The 15945-nt window shown below is 35.1% G+C and carries 12 protein-coding genes; 2 read left to right on the top strand and 10 right to left on the bottom strand.

The window, feature by feature from the left end:
- Positions 1-518 precede the first annotated feature (518 nt).
- Complete coding sequence (locus PND65_RS06730) at positions 519-761, top strand: hypothetical protein (RefSeq protein ID WP_271992447.1); 243 nt, start codon at positions 519-521, stop codon at positions 759-761.
- A 13-nt stretch (positions 762-774) separates the two neighbouring features.
- Here the strand turns inward: PND65_RS06730 and PND65_RS06725 are convergent, their stop codons facing one another.
- The 7 genes from PND65_RS06725 to pulA all read right to left on the bottom strand — a co-directional run bounded on the left by PND65_RS06725 (position 775) and on the right by pulA (position 10579).
- Positions 775-1614 (bottom strand): DegV family protein, encoded by an 840-nt coding sequence (locus PND65_RS06725; RefSeq protein ID WP_271990968.1) that lies wholly within the window; start codon positions 1612-1614, stop codon positions 775-777.
- A gap of 53 nt (positions 1615-1667) precedes the next feature.
- Complete coding sequence (gene malQ / locus PND65_RS06720; protein ID WP_271990970.1) at positions 1668-3143, bottom strand: 4-alpha-glucanotransferase; 1476 nt, start codon at positions 3141-3143, stop codon at positions 1668-1670.
- Positions 3144-3161: 18 nt separating this feature from the next.
- Positions 3162-3608 (bottom strand): S-ribosylhomocysteine lyase, encoded by a 447-nt coding sequence (locus PND65_RS06715; RefSeq protein ID WP_087158179.1) that lies wholly within the window; start codon positions 3606-3608, stop codon positions 3162-3164.
- An 11-nt stretch (positions 3609-3619) separates the two neighbouring features.
- A complete protein-coding gene (locus tag PND65_RS06710; RefSeq protein ID WP_271990972.1) occupies positions 3620-5668 on the bottom strand; it encodes a ribonucleoside triphosphate reductase in 2049 nt (682 codons plus the stop codon).
- Positions 5646-6797 carry an anaerobic ribonucleoside-triphosphate reductase activating protein gene (locus PND65_RS06705; RefSeq protein WP_271990975.1) on the bottom strand — a complete coding sequence of 384 codons (1152 nt, stop codon included), beginning with the start codon at positions 6795-6797 and terminating at the stop codon, positions 5646-5648. Before PND65_RS06705 ends, PND65_RS06710 begins: the two co-directional genes overlap by 23 nt.
- A gap of 101 nt (positions 6798-6898) precedes the next feature.
- Positions 6899-8410, bottom strand: a complete 1512-nt coding sequence (locus PND65_RS06700) for an IMP dehydrogenase (protein ID WP_087158182.1) — start codon at positions 8408-8410, stop codon at positions 6899-6901.
- Positions 8411-8485: 75 nt separating this feature from the next.
- Entirely contained in the window at positions 8486-10579 is a 2094-nt protein-coding gene (gene pulA, locus PND65_RS06695; RefSeq protein ID WP_271990978.1) for a type I pullulanase, read from the bottom strand.
- Between the two features lie 97 nt (positions 10580-10676).
- Between pulA and PND65_RS06690 the strand changes: the two genes are divergently transcribed.
- Entirely contained in the window at positions 10677-12050 is a 1374-nt protein-coding gene (locus PND65_RS06690; protein WP_271990980.1) for a class II fumarate hydratase, read from the top strand.
- Positions 12051-12105: 55 nt separating this feature from the next.
- Here PND65_RS06690 and cls read toward each other — a convergent pair whose 3' ends face one another.
- The 3 genes from cls to PND65_RS06675 form a co-directional block, all read right to left on the bottom strand.
- Positions 12106-13638 carry a cardiolipin synthase gene (gene cls / locus PND65_RS06685; protein ID WP_271990982.1) on the bottom strand — a complete coding sequence of 511 codons (1533 nt, stop codon included), beginning with the start codon at positions 13636-13638 and terminating at the stop codon, positions 12106-12108.
- Between the two features lie 132 nt (positions 13639-13770).
- On the bottom strand, positions 13771-14622 hold the full coding sequence (locus tag PND65_RS06680; protein WP_087319124.1) for a deoxyribonuclease IV: 852 nt from the start codon (positions 14620-14622) through the stop codon (positions 13771-13773).
- A 3-nt stretch (positions 14623-14625) separates the two neighbouring features.
- Complete coding sequence (locus PND65_RS06675) at positions 14626-15945, bottom strand: DEAD/DEAH box helicase (RefSeq protein ID WP_271990985.1); 1320 nt, start codon at positions 15943-15945, stop codon at positions 14626-14628.

The following is a 15945-nucleotide window of genomic DNA, read 5'->3' as shown; positions in this document are numbered from 1 at the left end:
TAAAATAGTGGACTTCATAAGCGGATTGAGTGGACTTCTCTATCGTACAGGATGGACTTCAGTTAACGGAATACTCATTAATTCATAAATTGAATGATTTTAATGTTACAGAAAAGTTTTAAATGTATTGATTTCGACGATGATAATAAGAGATTTAATATTTTGATTGGCGACAAAGGTAGTATTAATTATTTTGATATATCTAAAATTGATGTACTGAATCAACAGGCATCCTTTAAAGGAGAGCCTAAGCCATTTACCATTGAGTTCTAGCTGGAACAACATTCCTTTGTGAAACAATGAAGCCCCTTTTTATCTAGGTTTAAAGATCACCTTAAAAGATGGAACGATCAAGGCAGCATACATATCAGATAGAAAAACAGGCTTTAATATAGATATCTATCACGAGAATGAAGAAGAAGCCAATGCAATCAAAAAGATCATCAAAAAAAAGATCCTATCCTAAGATCATTCTAAGTACTTTTGCAGCTTAAACACAATAATTTAAGGAGAACATAATGAATCCAATTCTAAATATGATTTTTTCAATTATCATAATGTTGTTATTGATCATGGTATCGAGAAAGCTTCTTGATAATGAACATGAACTACTCTTCTTTTTAATTTTCAATATAGCCGGATTTATCTTTGAGTATTTAATTTGCGGTTTAAGAGGACCTTATCTTGTATTTCAACTGATTCTATGGTTCATTTTCTCATTATTGCGAATTTATATTGTACGAAATGAAAAGCGCTTTTGAGCGCTTTTTCTATTTAATATTTAATTTTCATGATTCTTCCAAAACCAATGGTTCCCTGCCCTGTATGCGACATGATAATAGCTTTAAATTCATGCTGTTCCACAGGTTGATGGACAGCTTCTTCTAACATTATCTTTAGCTCATCGCTCATCTTACGATTGTCTGCATCAATGATCATCCAATCATAATCAGTGGGGTTAACCCCTTTAGTAACATATTCAATACCTTGAATATATGCTTTCTTTAAAGTACGTACTTTGGCAACAACATCGATTGCACCATGATCAACACATAGAATAGGTTGAATCTTTAACAATCCGGCTAGACTTGCCGCCGCAGGAGAAATACGTCCCCCATTCTTTAATGTCGTTAAATTTTCAGGAATCAAAGCTGCCAACATATTTCCTTCAGTCTCAATTTTTTCTTTGACCTGGGCTGTAGTATATCCTTTTTTAAACATTTCTCGTGCCGTCAATAACATCTTGATAACCGGATAACAAACAAACTCTGAATTGACAACAGTTACTTTTCCATCAAAATTTTTTGCCGCCTGCAAGGCAATATTACAAGTACCAGACAAGGCATATGTCAAAGGTAAGTAGAAAACTTCATCACATGTTTCCAATAAATCATGCCACATTTTGACCATATCCCCAAGCAATGGTTGTGACGTTTTTACACTTTCATTATTGTTTAAAGCTTCAATGATCATAGAATCATCAATGTTTACACCTTCAATATATTCTTTATCTTTTATAACAATAGGCATTCTTAATACATGAATATCTAATTCTTTTGCTTCCTGTTCTGTAATATCTGCGCTTGAATCGCACATCAAAGCTATCTTACTCATACTCTCACATCCTCGTTATAATTTACCCTAACAATTAATTTGGAATTGACAGATTATTTCCCTTTTCGCTTAGATTTCTGGATCAGTTTTTTATAAACTGGAAGAACCGTTTTTAATTCATCAAAAGATGTTAACCTCCATTCCCAGTTTGGTGACCCGACAGTTCCTGGTGTATTGATTCTTGCTGCATCATCTAAAGCCAATAAATCTTGAACAGGAAAGATTACAAGATCAGCTACACTGTTAAAAACTGCATGAATGATTCGATCCGTACATTTTCTTTCTTTATACTTTTTAAATTTTTGTGAAATCTTTCTTTTCTGATAGGAAGATAAATTTTTATACCATCCTACTAAAGTTTGATTATCGTGAGTCCCTGTATAAACGATCGTATTCTGTGTTTCTTTAAAATCATTATTGGATTCATATGGATCCAATTCAAATTGAACGATTTTCATTCCACTTAAACCATAATGATCTCTTAATTCAAAAACTTCTTCTCTTAGATCGCCTAAATCCTCTGCTACAATATGTATATCAGGAATCTTTTTATTAATCATATCAAATAATTCATATCCAGGAGCCTCGACCCATTCTCCAATTTCTGCGGTTGGGCAGCTAACTGGAATCTTCCAATATGTATCAAACCCTCTAAAATGATCGATTCGAACAATATCAAATAAAAATGTACTCCAGATCAAACGATCGATCCAGAATTGAAAATCCGTTTCTTTTAAATATTCCCAGTCATAGATTGGATTTCCCCATCTTTGTCCAGTTTTACTAAAGTAATCCGGTGGTACACCGGCTACATATGTTGGATTGTATTTCTCATCTAATAAGAAACAATTTTTATTCGTCCAAACATCTGCCGAATCAATTCCGACATAAATGGGGATATCTCCAACAATTTCTATGCCTGCTTCATTGGCATATTTTTTTAGATCAAACCATTGTCTATAGAAGACATACTGAACAAACATCTCATACTCCAATTGTGGTCGATGTTGTTCAATATCATATTGATATGTGTCTGGCCATTCCTGCTCTTCAACAGGCCATTCCAGCCAACATTTCAGATCATGTTTTTTCTTCAGTGTAATAAAGGCAGCATAATTAAATAACCATGGATGTTTTTCTTTGAAATAATGGAATCCATCTCTTTCAATACCTGTTTCCATGCATCTTTCAAAGGCCATATGTAAGTAAGTTTCTTTAAAAGACCTTACCTTTGGATAATCAATCGAACTTCCTTCTTCTAGATACTCATCGATTTCTTCGCTCTTTAATAAGCCCCATTCTACAAGCAATTCCAGAGAAATATAGATTTCATCTCCTGCATAAGAAGAATATGGCTGGTAAGGTGAATTCCCATATCCAACAGGATTTAAAGGAAGGATCTGCCAAACTTTAAATCCTGCTTTTTTAATTAAATCTACAAACTCATAAGCACTCTTTCCAAAATCACCAATTCCATGTGCTCCACCAAGCGTAGATACTGGAGCTAGTATACCTGCACGTCTTGTCATAACGATCCCCCAATACTTTTACAATAAATGGTATTCATGTTCCCAATTGGAATCAATAAAGAATTGGCTAGATTCTTTAGCTTTTTCAAGATCCATGTATGTATAATTTCCACACTCTTCTTTTTTCGCACCTGGAATCTCCTTATCCCAGCAGGCAATTTCTTGAAACACTTCTTTGATGACATCAATGACTGTTTCAAATGATAGATCTTTAATGATCAGATAAAAACCCGTCATACATCCCATAGGTCCAAAATATATAATCTTATCGGCATATTTTCCATTTCTTAATAAAGTCGCTCCTATATGTTCAATCGTATGAGCAGCTTTGGGATCAAGTGGTGTATCCACATTAGGTTCACACATACGAATATCATATGTAATCAAAGTATCATCCACACGCGAGATATATACCCCTTTTTTTAACTTCGTATGATCCACACAAAAACTTTTTATTCTTTCCATAACCATTCCTCTTATCCTATATTGTAATCATTTCTTTTTTCAAACTCCTGTTTCTTGGCATCATTCCAACGATCTACAGGTCGATAGTATCCACTTACTCTTGCCCAGACTTCACTTTTCTTGCCACATACAGGACAGGTTGATTGTTTTCCGTTGATATATCCATGTTCTTTACAAATGGAGTAAGCTGGAGAAAGAGTAAAATAAGGCACTTTATATTTAGTACATATTAATTTGATTAAATTTTTGATTGCCTTTGAATCAAAGATGCGCTTATTCAAATACACATCAAATACTGTTCCACCTGTGTATAAGGATTGAAATCTCTCTTCAATTTCCAATGCTTCAAAGACATCGATCTTAGCATCAACAGGAAGGATTGCTGAATTTGTATAATATTGATCCGCCTGAATATCTGGATACAACATATGATCTTTTTTCTGAAAACGATACGTCACATGTTCAGCTGGTGTTGCCTCTAAGTTAAATAACTCATGATATTCGTGTTGATACTCCAACAAACGTTTCTTCATATGTAAAAGGACTTCTTCGCAAAAATCCTGTGTTTCCTTTTTCAACAAAGAAGCTTGAAGCCATTTGGCATTGATACCTGCTTCATTCATTCCAATCAAACCAATCGTTGAAAAATGATGATCAAACGTTTGAATATATCGCTTTGTATATGGGTAAAGACCACCATTTAAAAACTTATCCAGCACTTGTCGTTTAACATGTAAACTTCTGGCCGAAAGATCCATAAGATAATCTAATTTTTGAAAAAAATCCTCTTTATTTTCCGATAAATATGCAATTCGAGGCATATTGATCGTGACTGTACCAATATTACCGGTATTTTCTCCATAGGCAAACAACCCACCTGATTTATTGATCAGGATATCTTCTTTAAACTCATTATCAAAGCTTTCTCTTAAATCAATAGGTCTTCTATTTGTCGCAATACAGTTGGCAAAATAAGGGGTTCCATATTTTGCTGCCAATTCAAACAATAAATCATTGTTTTCTCCATTTTCAAAATCAAAATCTTTTGTAATTGAAATCGTAGGAATTGGAAATTTAAAACCTCTTCCTGTCTGATCGCCATGAATCAAGATATCCAAAAACACTTTTTGGATCATACACATCTCTTTTTGACAATCTTTATATGTAAAATTTTGAGGTTGTCCTCCTACGATACAAGGAGTATCTTTTAACTCTTCAGGAACGATCCAGTCAAAGCCAATATTGGAAAAAGGTGACTGTGTTCCCCAGCGGCTGGGAATATTCACTCCATATATAAACGTTTCAATACATTTGTGTACTTCATTCTCACTTAAACCATCCACTTTGATAAATGGCGCCAAATATGTATCAAATCCTGTAAGGCTTTGAGCCCCTGCCCATTCATTTTGCATGATCCCTAAAAAGTTGACTAGTTGATTTGCCAGGGCAAATAAATGTTTAGCCGGTCTCGATGTAACATTTTCCTTAACACCACCTAAGCCTTCCAATAAGAACTGGTGTAAAGACCATCCTGCTCGATCAGCCGTTAACATATCTAGATCATGGATATAAATATCTCCATTTAAATGCGCCTGAGAAATCTGTTCATCATAGACCTCATTTAACCAATAATTTTGTGTGATCGCTCCTGAATTGGATAAGATCAAGCCACCTACAGAATATAATTCAAGGGATCCCTCTTTTTTCTTTGCGGTACTTTGACTTAAATACGAATCGACAATATTTTTGTAGTCTTTGACCGTATTGGAAATATCTCGCACATTTTCTCTTTGTTTACGATACAGGATATAGGCCTTTGCCACTTGATAATATCCTGTTTCTGATAATATCTTCTCAACACTATCCTGAATTTCTTCGACTTGGATCGCATGATTTTTGATCTTGTCTTGAAAATCGGAAGTAACACGTAAGGCAAGCAAGTCAATGATCGAATCATCCGTATCCAGTTTCAAAGATAAAAAAGCTTTCTTAATTGCAGCCTTTATTTTATTGATATCAAAAGATACAAGTTTTCCATCACGCTTCTCTACCTGAAACATATGCTTCCCCCTTTATTTGTATATTTGGTATAAACGCTTTAAAAATATGTAAAGCTTCATTCATTTCGTTTTGATCAAAGGCATGATAATTTTCAACCATGGTCGATGGATTTGACATCAAAGTCACTTGTTTTACCCCTTTAAGCCATCCTGCCATTTCCTTTAAACGGTTGGTATCATGTAATTCTTTGATCAAAGTAATCGTAATATCATAATCGATTTGACCTTTTTTTAAGATTTCGATCGATTTTGTAATAATATCGGTATTAAAATTTGGAATACCAATCGTTTCTCCATAATAAGAAGGAGCATTTTTAATATCCAGGCTCACAAAATCAATCAATTTTTGATTGATCCATGATTTAAGTCGATCTGGATACGATCCATTCGTTTGAATCTTCACAAGATATCCAAGTTTCTTTACATATCTTAAAAAAGGTGCAAGTTCTTCGTGCATCAAAGGTTCTGGTTCCTTAAGACAAACGGCATCATATATATCTTTACGTTTCTCTAAAAAATTCTTGATATCTTCCAGGTTTAGCTCCATACGATTTTCGTTTAAGAAAATCAGATTGCGTTTCGTACAGTGTTTACAGCGAAAATTACAACCTGCTGTACTCAAGACAGTCGAAACTTTATCTGTATAAAAACTCAAATCCACTTTCTGATGATCGAAAAACTGAACCTGTTCATCATCTTTATCCGCGAAGACCTTTGCGTTTTCAGCCATATCTTCATATAAATAAGAAAACTCTTCGATTTTTTTAGAAGGAATCGATTGAATGATGTGCTTCCACCAATTTCTTCGAATGCTGTAAATCTGATTCATAACCTCTTTGGTCTTATCGGTCGTATATAATTCTTTTGCTCGTTTATCTTTGATTGAAGACTGTACAATAACATAACCTAAATTGACCAATTTTTGAACATTTTTTGTGATCGTTCCCTTGTCATATCCACCATCTAAGGCAATCTTTTGCATTGATATTCCCTCTTCTTCATAAATGGCGATCAAGATTGGCAATTGTGCATAAGTTAAAGATAGATTTGCAAGTTTTTTATCATAATATTTTTGAGTACTGCGATATAAAATGCTGATGTCCATCAACAAGTCATTCTGTCTAGCCATATATTCTCCTCAATTAGTCATAGTTTATCATGCAAAAGTTGCCCATTCAACTATTTATAAACAAAATAAAAAGATCAGACAATTGCCTGATCTTATCTACATTATTTTACTTTTGCATCAAAGTGTTCATCACGCACAACAACATCGTGTGCGCCACCTTCTACGATACTTGTACTTGACACAAGAGTAACTTTGGCATTTTTTTGAAGTTCTGGGATCGTTAAGCATCCACAGTTACACATTGTATGGCGAATCTTAGATAGAGTTAGACCTACATTATCGCGTAAGCTTCCAGCATATGGAACATAAGAGTCAACACCTTCGACAAAAGACATCTTATTTTCTCCACCAACATCATAGCGCTGCCAGTTTCTAGCACGAGCACTACCTTCGCCCCAGTATTCTTTCATGTAATTTCCATTTACACTGACGATCTTATTTGGTGCTTCTTTAAAGCGGGCAAAATATCTTCCTAGCATTACAAAATCTGCACCAAAGGCAAGTGCCAATGTGATGTGATAATCATGCACGATACCACCATCACTACAGATTGGAACATAAATACCTGTTTCTTCAAAGTATTTATCACGAGCACGAGCTACATCCAATGTAGCAGTAGCCTGTCCACGTCCAATTCCTTTTTGTTCGCGCGTGATACAGATAGAACCTCCACCGATTCCAATTTTAACAAAGTCTGCTCCGGCTTCGGCAAGGAATCTAAATCCTTCTTCATCCACAACGTTTCCGGCACCAACTTTTACTGTATCTCCGTATTTTTCGCGAATCCATTTAATCGTATTTGCCTGCCATGCAGAATATCCTTCACTTGAATCAATACATAAAATATCTACACCAGCATCTACTAGAGCAGGAACACGTGTTTCATAATCACGTGTATTGATACCAGCACCAACGATATAGCGTTTATCCGCATCCAATAGTTCATTTGGATTATCCTTATGTGATTCATAATCTTTTCTGAACACAAACGCTTTTAAATGTTGTTCATCATCTACGATTGGAAGCTGGTTCAATTTATTATCCCAAATCAAATCATTTGCTTCAGATAATGAAATATCTTCTTTACCTACGATCAATTTTTCAAATGGTGTCATAAATTCTTTGACTTTTGTTGCCTTATCCATTCGGCTGATGCGATAGTCACGACTTGTTACGATACCTACAAGTTTTCCATCCGCTTCCCCATTATCTGTAACTGCCATCGTAGAATGACCTGTTTTTTCTTTAAGGGCAATTACATCGGCAAGTGTTGCCTCTGGAGAAATATTTGAATCACTGCCTACAAAGCCAGCTTTTGTCGCTTTTACTTTTCTAACCATAGCCGCCTGGCTTTCAACAGACTGGCTGCCAAAAATAAAACTGATTCCACCTTCTCTAGCCAATGCGCATGCCATTTCCTCTCCACTGACAGCCTGCATTACAGCCGATACCATAGGGATATTCATGCTCAAAGAAGGTTCTTCCCCTTTTTTAAATTTAACGATTGGAGTTTTTAAACTCACTCGATCAGGGGTACAATCCTCAGATGTATAACCTGGAATCAATAAATACTCACTAAAAGTTCTTGATGGTTCTTCAAAAAATTTTGCCATAAACGTCTCCTTCTCTTAAGTTTTATCTATTATAAATCTTACACAAAAATTCATCAAGTTTATTTATGCTTAAGCTTAAAATTTAAAAACAATAACACTGTACGGAGCTACCAATATCTTGTTGGTATTGCTGGAATTGCATTGTCCATTGTCAAACAAGATCCTTGCATCGGCATTAAGATCATAGTTAAAATAACGATTCGTTGGATTAAAAATGACACCACAGCTATCATCATCTTTCTTAGTATAATAAACCAAAGCTGAACCTTCGATATCATTAAATGATACATTTTCCAATTCTTCTTTTGTACTTAAACGGAAACATTCATGTTCTTTACGAATACTTATGAGCTTTTTAGTATCATTCACGATTTTAATATGAATATCTCGTCTTTGATAATCGATACAGTTATAATGATCACTTCGATTATAAGAATTGCCTAGATTTTGTTTGGTACGACCAAATTCCTGCCCAGCGTGAAGAAAAGGAACTCCTTGTGCTAACAACACCATCGCATTGGCAAGAACTTGACGTTTTTCACGTATTTCTCTTCCTTCTTCTCGGCAACAAACCCTGTTTTTATCCCATAACGTATGATTGTCATGACACTCTACATAATTGATTGTCTTTTCCATGTTGTCATAATATCCAATATCTACACAACCACATAAGGCATGAGAAGCCGCTTCAATCATTTCAACAGCGCCATTCGAATACCCTTTTCTTTCTAATTCGCTATTCGAGCCTCGAATATGCTCTCTAAAATAATCATTGAAATGACCTACATGTTCCATCTTATGTTGATTTAATTGACTTGCTCGACGATCTTCCGACAAAAAGCTAGGCATGTTCCATCCTTCGCCATAGACCATAAAATCAGGTTTTAGCTTACGACACTCCTGCTCAATTTCATTCACAAGATCAACATCTAAGATTCCCATCAAATCAAAACGGAATCCATCTACATCAAACCATTCCACGATTCTTTTACAAGTATCGACAAAATATTTATGTGACATCCTTTGCTGGGTATCAATGTCATTGCCGCAATAACTGCCATTGGAAAACTCTCCTTGTTGATTCATCAAGAAATAATAATCTGGAACGAGTTTTTCTAAAGGATAATTTTCTTTCTCATAGACATGATTGAATACAAGATCCAAATTCACTCGTATACCGGCCATATGACAATTTTGAACGAGTTGAGCAAACTCTTCTACTCGACATAGTGCATCTTTAGGATTGGTGGAATAATACCCTTCCAGGCAGCGATGCGCCACTGGATCATAGCCCCAGTTATAAAAGATATTTGGATACACTTCATCAACACTGCCAAAATCAAATACCGGTAAAAGTTGAACATGAGTGATACCAAGGCTCTTTAAATACGAAAAACCGGTATTTAAAGCACGCGTTTTTTCATTTTCTTCCGTAAATCCTACAAATTTTTTTGGATGATCAACACCAATATTGGCTTGTGATGTCATATCACGGATACTCGCTTCATAAATGATCGCATCTGTTGCTTTTTTCATTGGTTTTAATTTGATTTTTTGTGGTATAGACAAAGTATTTGGATCAACTACCACGCTGGCCAAACCATTTTGGGTACAGAAAGAAGAATATGGATCAATGGTCTCATTCCATTGACCATTGGTTCGCACCATAAATGTATAATGATAACCTGAAATATTTTTGTTGACACGAACCTCATAGATTCCTTTATCTTTTCTCTCCATTTCATAGACTTCACGTTTGCCATCTGATTCTAGACAAAGCTGAATACGATAAGCCACTGGAGACCAAAGCTTAAATGTCGTTACAGCTGGAGCATATAAGCATCCAAGATCATTTCCATCATAAAAGAATTCATCGTTAAATCGATTGGTTTTGACAATATGCGAATAATGACAAACAGCTCGTTTACAGTGCTCATCATATAACGTATATTCCTCACCAACATTGATCATCCCATTAATTGATAATCGATAATGCGTATATCCGTTATATAGATCGCTCATTGATTGAATAGTCAAAGGAATAATGTGATCTTGTGTATCTTTTAAATGGAAGATGCGACTGCTTCCATTAAAAAAGTTCTTGGACATATACACATTTAAAATATCATAATCATCTAAATAAGCCTCATAAGGTTCTTTCATTCTCATGATTCATATCTCCTTTATTTGCTAGTATCATTCTATCATATTGAAAAGACAAAGCTCAAAAAAAATGGTATATTATACAAAGACAAGGAGGATTTGTATGAACAAATATCGTATCGAAGAAGATTGCCTGGGGCAAGTTCAAGTAGAGGCCGACAAATATTGGAAAAGCCAGACTCAAAGAAGCATTGAAAACTTTAAAATTGGCTATGAAACAATGCCTGAATCAATAATTGTAAGCTTTGCGATCCTAAAAAGTGCCTGTGCCAAGGCAAACCTGCATTTCAACAAGATTACTCAGGAGCAATGCGAGCACATCATGAAAGTCTGTAAAGAAATTGAAGAAAAGAAACATATGGATCAATTCCCATTAAAAGTATGGCAGACAGGTTCAGGAACACAAACAAACATGAACGTCAACGAAGTGATCAGTATGATGGCTAATGAAAGAGCTGAAAAAAATCTTTGCCATCCTAACGATACGGTGAATTGTTCACAAAGCTCAAATGATACATTCCCGGCAGCCCTGCATATCATGATTGCCAAAAAGATCTTGGAAGATTTGATCCCAGAGCTGGATGAAATAATCGAAACCTTCAAAAAGCTGGAAGAAGAAAATAAAGGAATCATCAAAATCGGACGTACCCATCTTCAAGATGCTACCCCCCTTTATTTCTCACAAGAATTAAGTGGTTATCGTTCAATGATCGAACATAGTAAAAATCAAATCCTAAACAGCTTAAATTACGTTTATGAACTAGCCTGTGGGGCTACCGCTGTTGGTTCTGGTATCAATTGTCCAAAAGGATTTGATGAAATTATCTGTTCAATCTTGCAGGAACACACAAACATTCCATTTAGACCCGATCCAAATAAATTTCATGCCCTTACTAGTAAAGATGCCTGTGTCTTTGTCAGTGGTGCACTTAAAGCTCTTGCAGCCAACTGCATGAAGATTGCCAACGATATTCGATGGCTTGCCAGTGGACCACGATGTGGTATTCATGAAATCGATATTCCTGCCAATGAACCAGGTAGTTCCATTATGCCTGGTAAAGTCAATCCAACACAGTGTGAAGCCTTAACAATGGTAGCCGTTCAAGTTATGGGAAATGATACTGCGATTGGCATCGCAGCCAGCCAGGGAAACTTTGAATTAAATGTATTTATGCCTTTGATTGCCTATAATATGAATCAAAGTATCCAGCTTTTAAGTGATGCAATCCATTCCTTTAATGAACATTGCCTATCTGGATTAAAAGCCAATCAAACTGAAATGGGAAAAAACCTTCATAACTCTTTAATGTTGGTAACATGTTTAAACCCAGTCATTGGTTATGAAAAAGCCGGAAAGGCAAGTCAATACGCCTATAAGAACGATCTAACGTTAAAACAAGCAATTCTAGAGTTAGGTTATTTAAGTGAAGAAGAGTTCGACCTTTACGTCGATCCTAAAAAGATGATCAATGAATAAACGCATCTACACGATGCGTTTTTTAATAAACTAAAAAGATCGCCATTTAGCGATCTTATAAGATTGGACTAAATACTTTTAATACATTTCGATATGTGCGGACAATGAAATTTGTCTTCATACATTCTTCCAATGTAACTAAATGACTTGCTTTAAAGATTTCTTCAAAGTCTTCCTTGATATCCTTAATACAATCTACATCATGTACCCAGACACCACATTCATAATGAAGATAATAACTTCTAAAATCCATATTAACAGTTCCTACTAAGGCACTTCGATCATCTGCCAAGGCAACCTTTCCATGAATAAAGCCTGGTGTATATTCATAGATTTTGACACCTTTTTTGATCAAGATATCAAAATTGGCCTTCGTAACTTCATAAACCGTCTTTTTATCTGGAATGCCGGGAACGACGATACGCACATCTACGCCATTGCTGATGGCAAGTGTTAAAGCTGATATCATTTCCTGATCTAAGATCAGATATGGGGTCGTGATCCAAAAATAATCTTGCGCACAGTTGATCATATTCAAGTGCATCAATTTTCCTGTATCATTTTCATCAGTAGGAGAATCTGAGAACGGAATCACATATCCGTTATAAGGTATTTTTGTTTTTTTGTGTGGTAACAAAAACTCCTCATATGGCGTATTAGTTTCTGCCTGATAATTCCAAATCTGTAAAAAAGAGATTGTAAACATTTCAACCGCTTCTCCACTGATCATGATACCCATATCTTTCCAATATCCAAACCTTTTTTTAGTATTGATATATTCATCACTAATGTTACATCCACCTGTAAAAGCTACTTTACCATCAATAACCAAGATCTTACGATGATCTCGATTGTTCATCTGCATAGCTAACTGTGGCTTCATTGGATTAAACAAATGCGTTTTGATTCCTCTGGCATTCAGCCAATCTGGATAATCAGGATCTAGATAGGTAATGCTGCCAGCATCATCATAAATCAAACGTACATCTACACCCTCACTGGCTTTATCTAGAAGGATCTGTAGGATCGTATTCCACATGACACCTTTATTAATGATGAAAAATTCCATAAAGATAAAATCTTTGGCTTTCACCAATTCTTCAATAAACATCTTATACTGCTCTTCTCCACTTGGAAAATAAATTGTTTTGCAGTTTTTATAAACAGGAAAGAAACCATTAGACCATGCCATAGATACCATTTTATCTAAAACATAATCATCTTCGTGTGATTCATTCATTAATTCGATATTTCTTGTCGCATAAATCTTATAATCTGAATAGGCTTGTCTATCTTGTATCATCAAAGCTTTTGGAATCTTTCTTTCTCCAAATAGAAGATAAACAAGACCTCCAAAGAATGGCAGTGACATGATCAATAAGATCCATAACATTTTTGAACTTGTATCCGATTCGCGATTGATGACTCGTAAAGACACGATCCAAGATAAAAGCACTAGTATATAGTAAATCCCAACAAATCGCTGTGAAAAATATGTTACCAGTAAAAATAATGCAATCAACTGAATCAACAGAGCAGAGGCGATATAAAATGTTTTTGATTTTAAGAACTTAATAATTTTATTCATTATCACAACACCTCTGATACGTGAATTCTATCACAAATAGAAATATATACAAGGGTCCGTTAATAAAGATTTTCTTAAGAGATCCATTAATAAATACATTGATTTTATATAAAAAAGCCATCAGATAAAAATCTATGGCTTTATGGCTCTTAATTGTTCGATTTCTTCCTTGTATGGAGCTTTTCCATCTATATAAGGTGTTTCTAAGATCTTAGTAATATTATCTAAACGAGGATGATGAACGATTTGGGCTAAGATATCAAATCCAATATATCCTTTACCTAAATTTTCATGACGATCCTTATGCGCACCAATCGGATTTTTTGAGTCATTGATATGTAAGACTTTTAAGCTATCCAATCCTAAAATTCGATCAAACTCATCCAATACAGAATCAAAGTTAGTTAAATCATAACCCGCATCGTGAATATGACAAGTATCCATACAAAATCCAATACGATTCGATTTATGAACTCCGGCTTTAATTATCGCAAGTTCTTCAAAATTACGACCACATTCACTGCCTTTTCCTGCCATTGTTTCCAAGGCAATACAAACGTTTGAATCATCCTGATCTAATACTTCGTTTAAGCCATCTATGATCCATTGTAATCCAACCTCGGCACCGGCCTTAACATGACTTCCAGGATGTAAGACAAGATATGAAGCACCTAGATACGATACTCGTTTTAATTCCTGTGCTAAAAATTCAGCACCAAACTTCGCTGTATCAGGATTCATAGAATTGGCTAAGTTTATGATATATGGAGCATGAACAATGATATTTTCCATCTTCATTCCACTTTCTTCCATTAATGACTTAGCTTCTTGAACCTTCATCTTGGAAATATCAACTCGACGCGTGTTGCTAGGAGGACCGGTATAGATCATACATGCATTGGCTCCATAGCTTAACGCCTCTTTGATCGAACCTAAGAAATAATCGGGTGCTTTTAAAGAAACATGACTTCCTAAATACAACATATTTTATCCTTCCCTTTTCGCTCTCTGTTTTTCCATTGCGCGTTCTTTTTTCTGTCTTTGAATATCCTTTTTGATCATAGCTCTACGTTGTTTACGATGAAGTCTTTCTATTTCCTGTTTCTGTTTTTTCTTGTAGTTTGGCTTTACCTTTTTATTTTTCTTTTTGACAATTTTTTCAATATCCTCTTTTAGCGGATCTTTTTTCTTAACAGCTTTATGTTCTAAAGGTTTCAAATCGATCCATTCATTGTTTTTTACATCCTTATGTTCAAAAATAATTCCATCTTTTGTCAATGTATCGATAGCGCGTTTATCTTCTGGGCGATATAGGGCAATACATTGTCCTTCACGTTTAGCACGACCTGTTCTGCCTGCACGATGAATATAAAATTTAAGATCTTTTGGGAAACCACAACTAATAACATGTGTAATTCCCTCAATATCAATTCCTCTTGATGCAATATCGCTGGCTACAATATATTTTTTCTTCTGAGATTGAATCATTTTAATTGCCTGCATACGCTCTCTTGATTCTAAACCGCTGTGCAGTTCCACAAGATCATATCCATTTTCACGTAATGTATTGGCCATGCTGGAAGCTTGTTCCGTTGTATTGGCAAAAATTAAACATACATATGGTTGAATAACAGGCAATACATCCAATATCTTTTGTTCATAGGTCTTATGCTTACATGGCACTAAGAAGTGTGTAACATCTGATTGAAATTCATCATTTGTATCAATCTGAATTAATTCTGGATCATATAAATACTTTCTTAAGAATGGTTGAAGTCCTTCAGGGATCGTTGCACTAAAGACCATCATCTGCACTTTTTTATCCATTTTAGATAAGATCATATCAATATCTTCCAAGAAACCAAATTCCAATGTCATATCGGCTTCATCAACCACAACAATTTTAGCTGTATCAAGACGTAATGTTTTATCTTTTAAGAAAAGATCTTTCATACGTCCAGGTGTGCCAATAACGATCTGAGGAACATGTTTTGACCCACTTGTTTTCTGCATTCCTCCTGTTACCAGTTTTGTGCGTACATTAAAGTAAGCCGCTATCTTCTTACAACGTTCATGTAACTGAAACGCTAGTTCACGTGTTGGAGCAGAAATAACCGCCTGTACTTCATTCTTTTCAAAGTCTAACTGTTCAAAAATAGCCATGAAAAAAGCATGTGACTTACCTGATCCCGTACTAGAAATACCAATTAAGTCTCGATGTTTGTTTTTTCTATTAACAACTTTTTCCTGAATTGGAGTTAACTTTTTAAAGTGTTCCAATTTCATTATCTCTTGAATACGTTCCAT

Source organism: Faecalitalea cylindroides (assembly GCF_028321995.1).
Taxonomy (GTDB): Bacteria; Bacillota_I; Bacilli_A; order Erysipelotrichales; family Erysipelotrichaceae; genus Faecalitalea; species Faecalitalea cylindroides.
Note: the sequence above shows the minus strand (reverse complement) of the source record. Positions and strands in the feature narration are given on the sequence as shown.

Excerpts from the sequence above, each read along its gene's own strand:
- malQ (WP_271990970.1), bottom strand. The coding sequence starts at position 3,143 with ATGACAAGACGTGCAGGTATACTAGCTCCAGTATCTACGCTTGGTGGA.
- PND65_RS06710 (WP_271990972.1), bottom strand. The coding sequence starts at position 5,668 with ATGTTTCAGGTAGAGAAGCGTGATGGAAAACTTGTATCTTTTGATATC.
- PND65_RS06700 (WP_087158182.1), bottom strand. The coding sequence starts at position 8,410 with ATGGCAAAATTTTTTGAAGAACCATCAAGAACTTTTAGTGAGTATTTA.
- cls (WP_271990982.1), bottom strand. The coding sequence starts at position 13,638 with ATGAATAAAATTATTAAGTTCTTAAAATCAAAAACATTTTATATCGCC.
- PND65_RS06705 (WP_271990975.1), bottom strand. The coding sequence starts at position 6,797 with ATGGCTAGACAGAATGACTTGTTGATGGACATCAGCATTTTATATCGC.
- PND65_RS06715 (WP_087158179.1), bottom strand. The coding sequence starts at position 3,608 with ATGGAAAGAATAAAAAGTTTTTGTGTGGATCATACGAAGTTAAAAAAA.
- PND65_RS06680 (WP_087319124.1), bottom strand. The coding sequence starts at position 14,622 with ATGTTGTATTTAGGAAGTCATGTTTCTTTAAAAGCACCCGATTATTTC.
- pulA (WP_271990978.1), bottom strand. The coding sequence starts at position 10,579 with ATGAGAATGAAAGAACCTTATGAGGCTTATTTAGATGATTATGATATT.
- PND65_RS06725 (WP_271990968.1), bottom strand. The coding sequence starts at position 1,614 with ATGAGTAAGATAGCTTTGATGTGCGATTCAAGCGCAGATATTACAGAA.
- PND65_RS06730 (WP_271992447.1), top strand. The coding sequence starts at position 519 with ATGAATCCAATTCTAAATATGATTTTTTCAATTATCATAATGTTGTTA.
- PND65_RS06675 (WP_271990985.1), bottom strand. The coding sequence starts at position 15,945 with ATGGAACGTATTCAAGAGATAATGAAATTGGAACACTTTAAAAAGTTA.
- PND65_RS06690 (WP_271990980.1), top strand. The coding sequence starts at position 10,677 with ATGAACAAATATCGTATCGAAGAAGATTGCCTGGGGCAAGTTCAAGTA.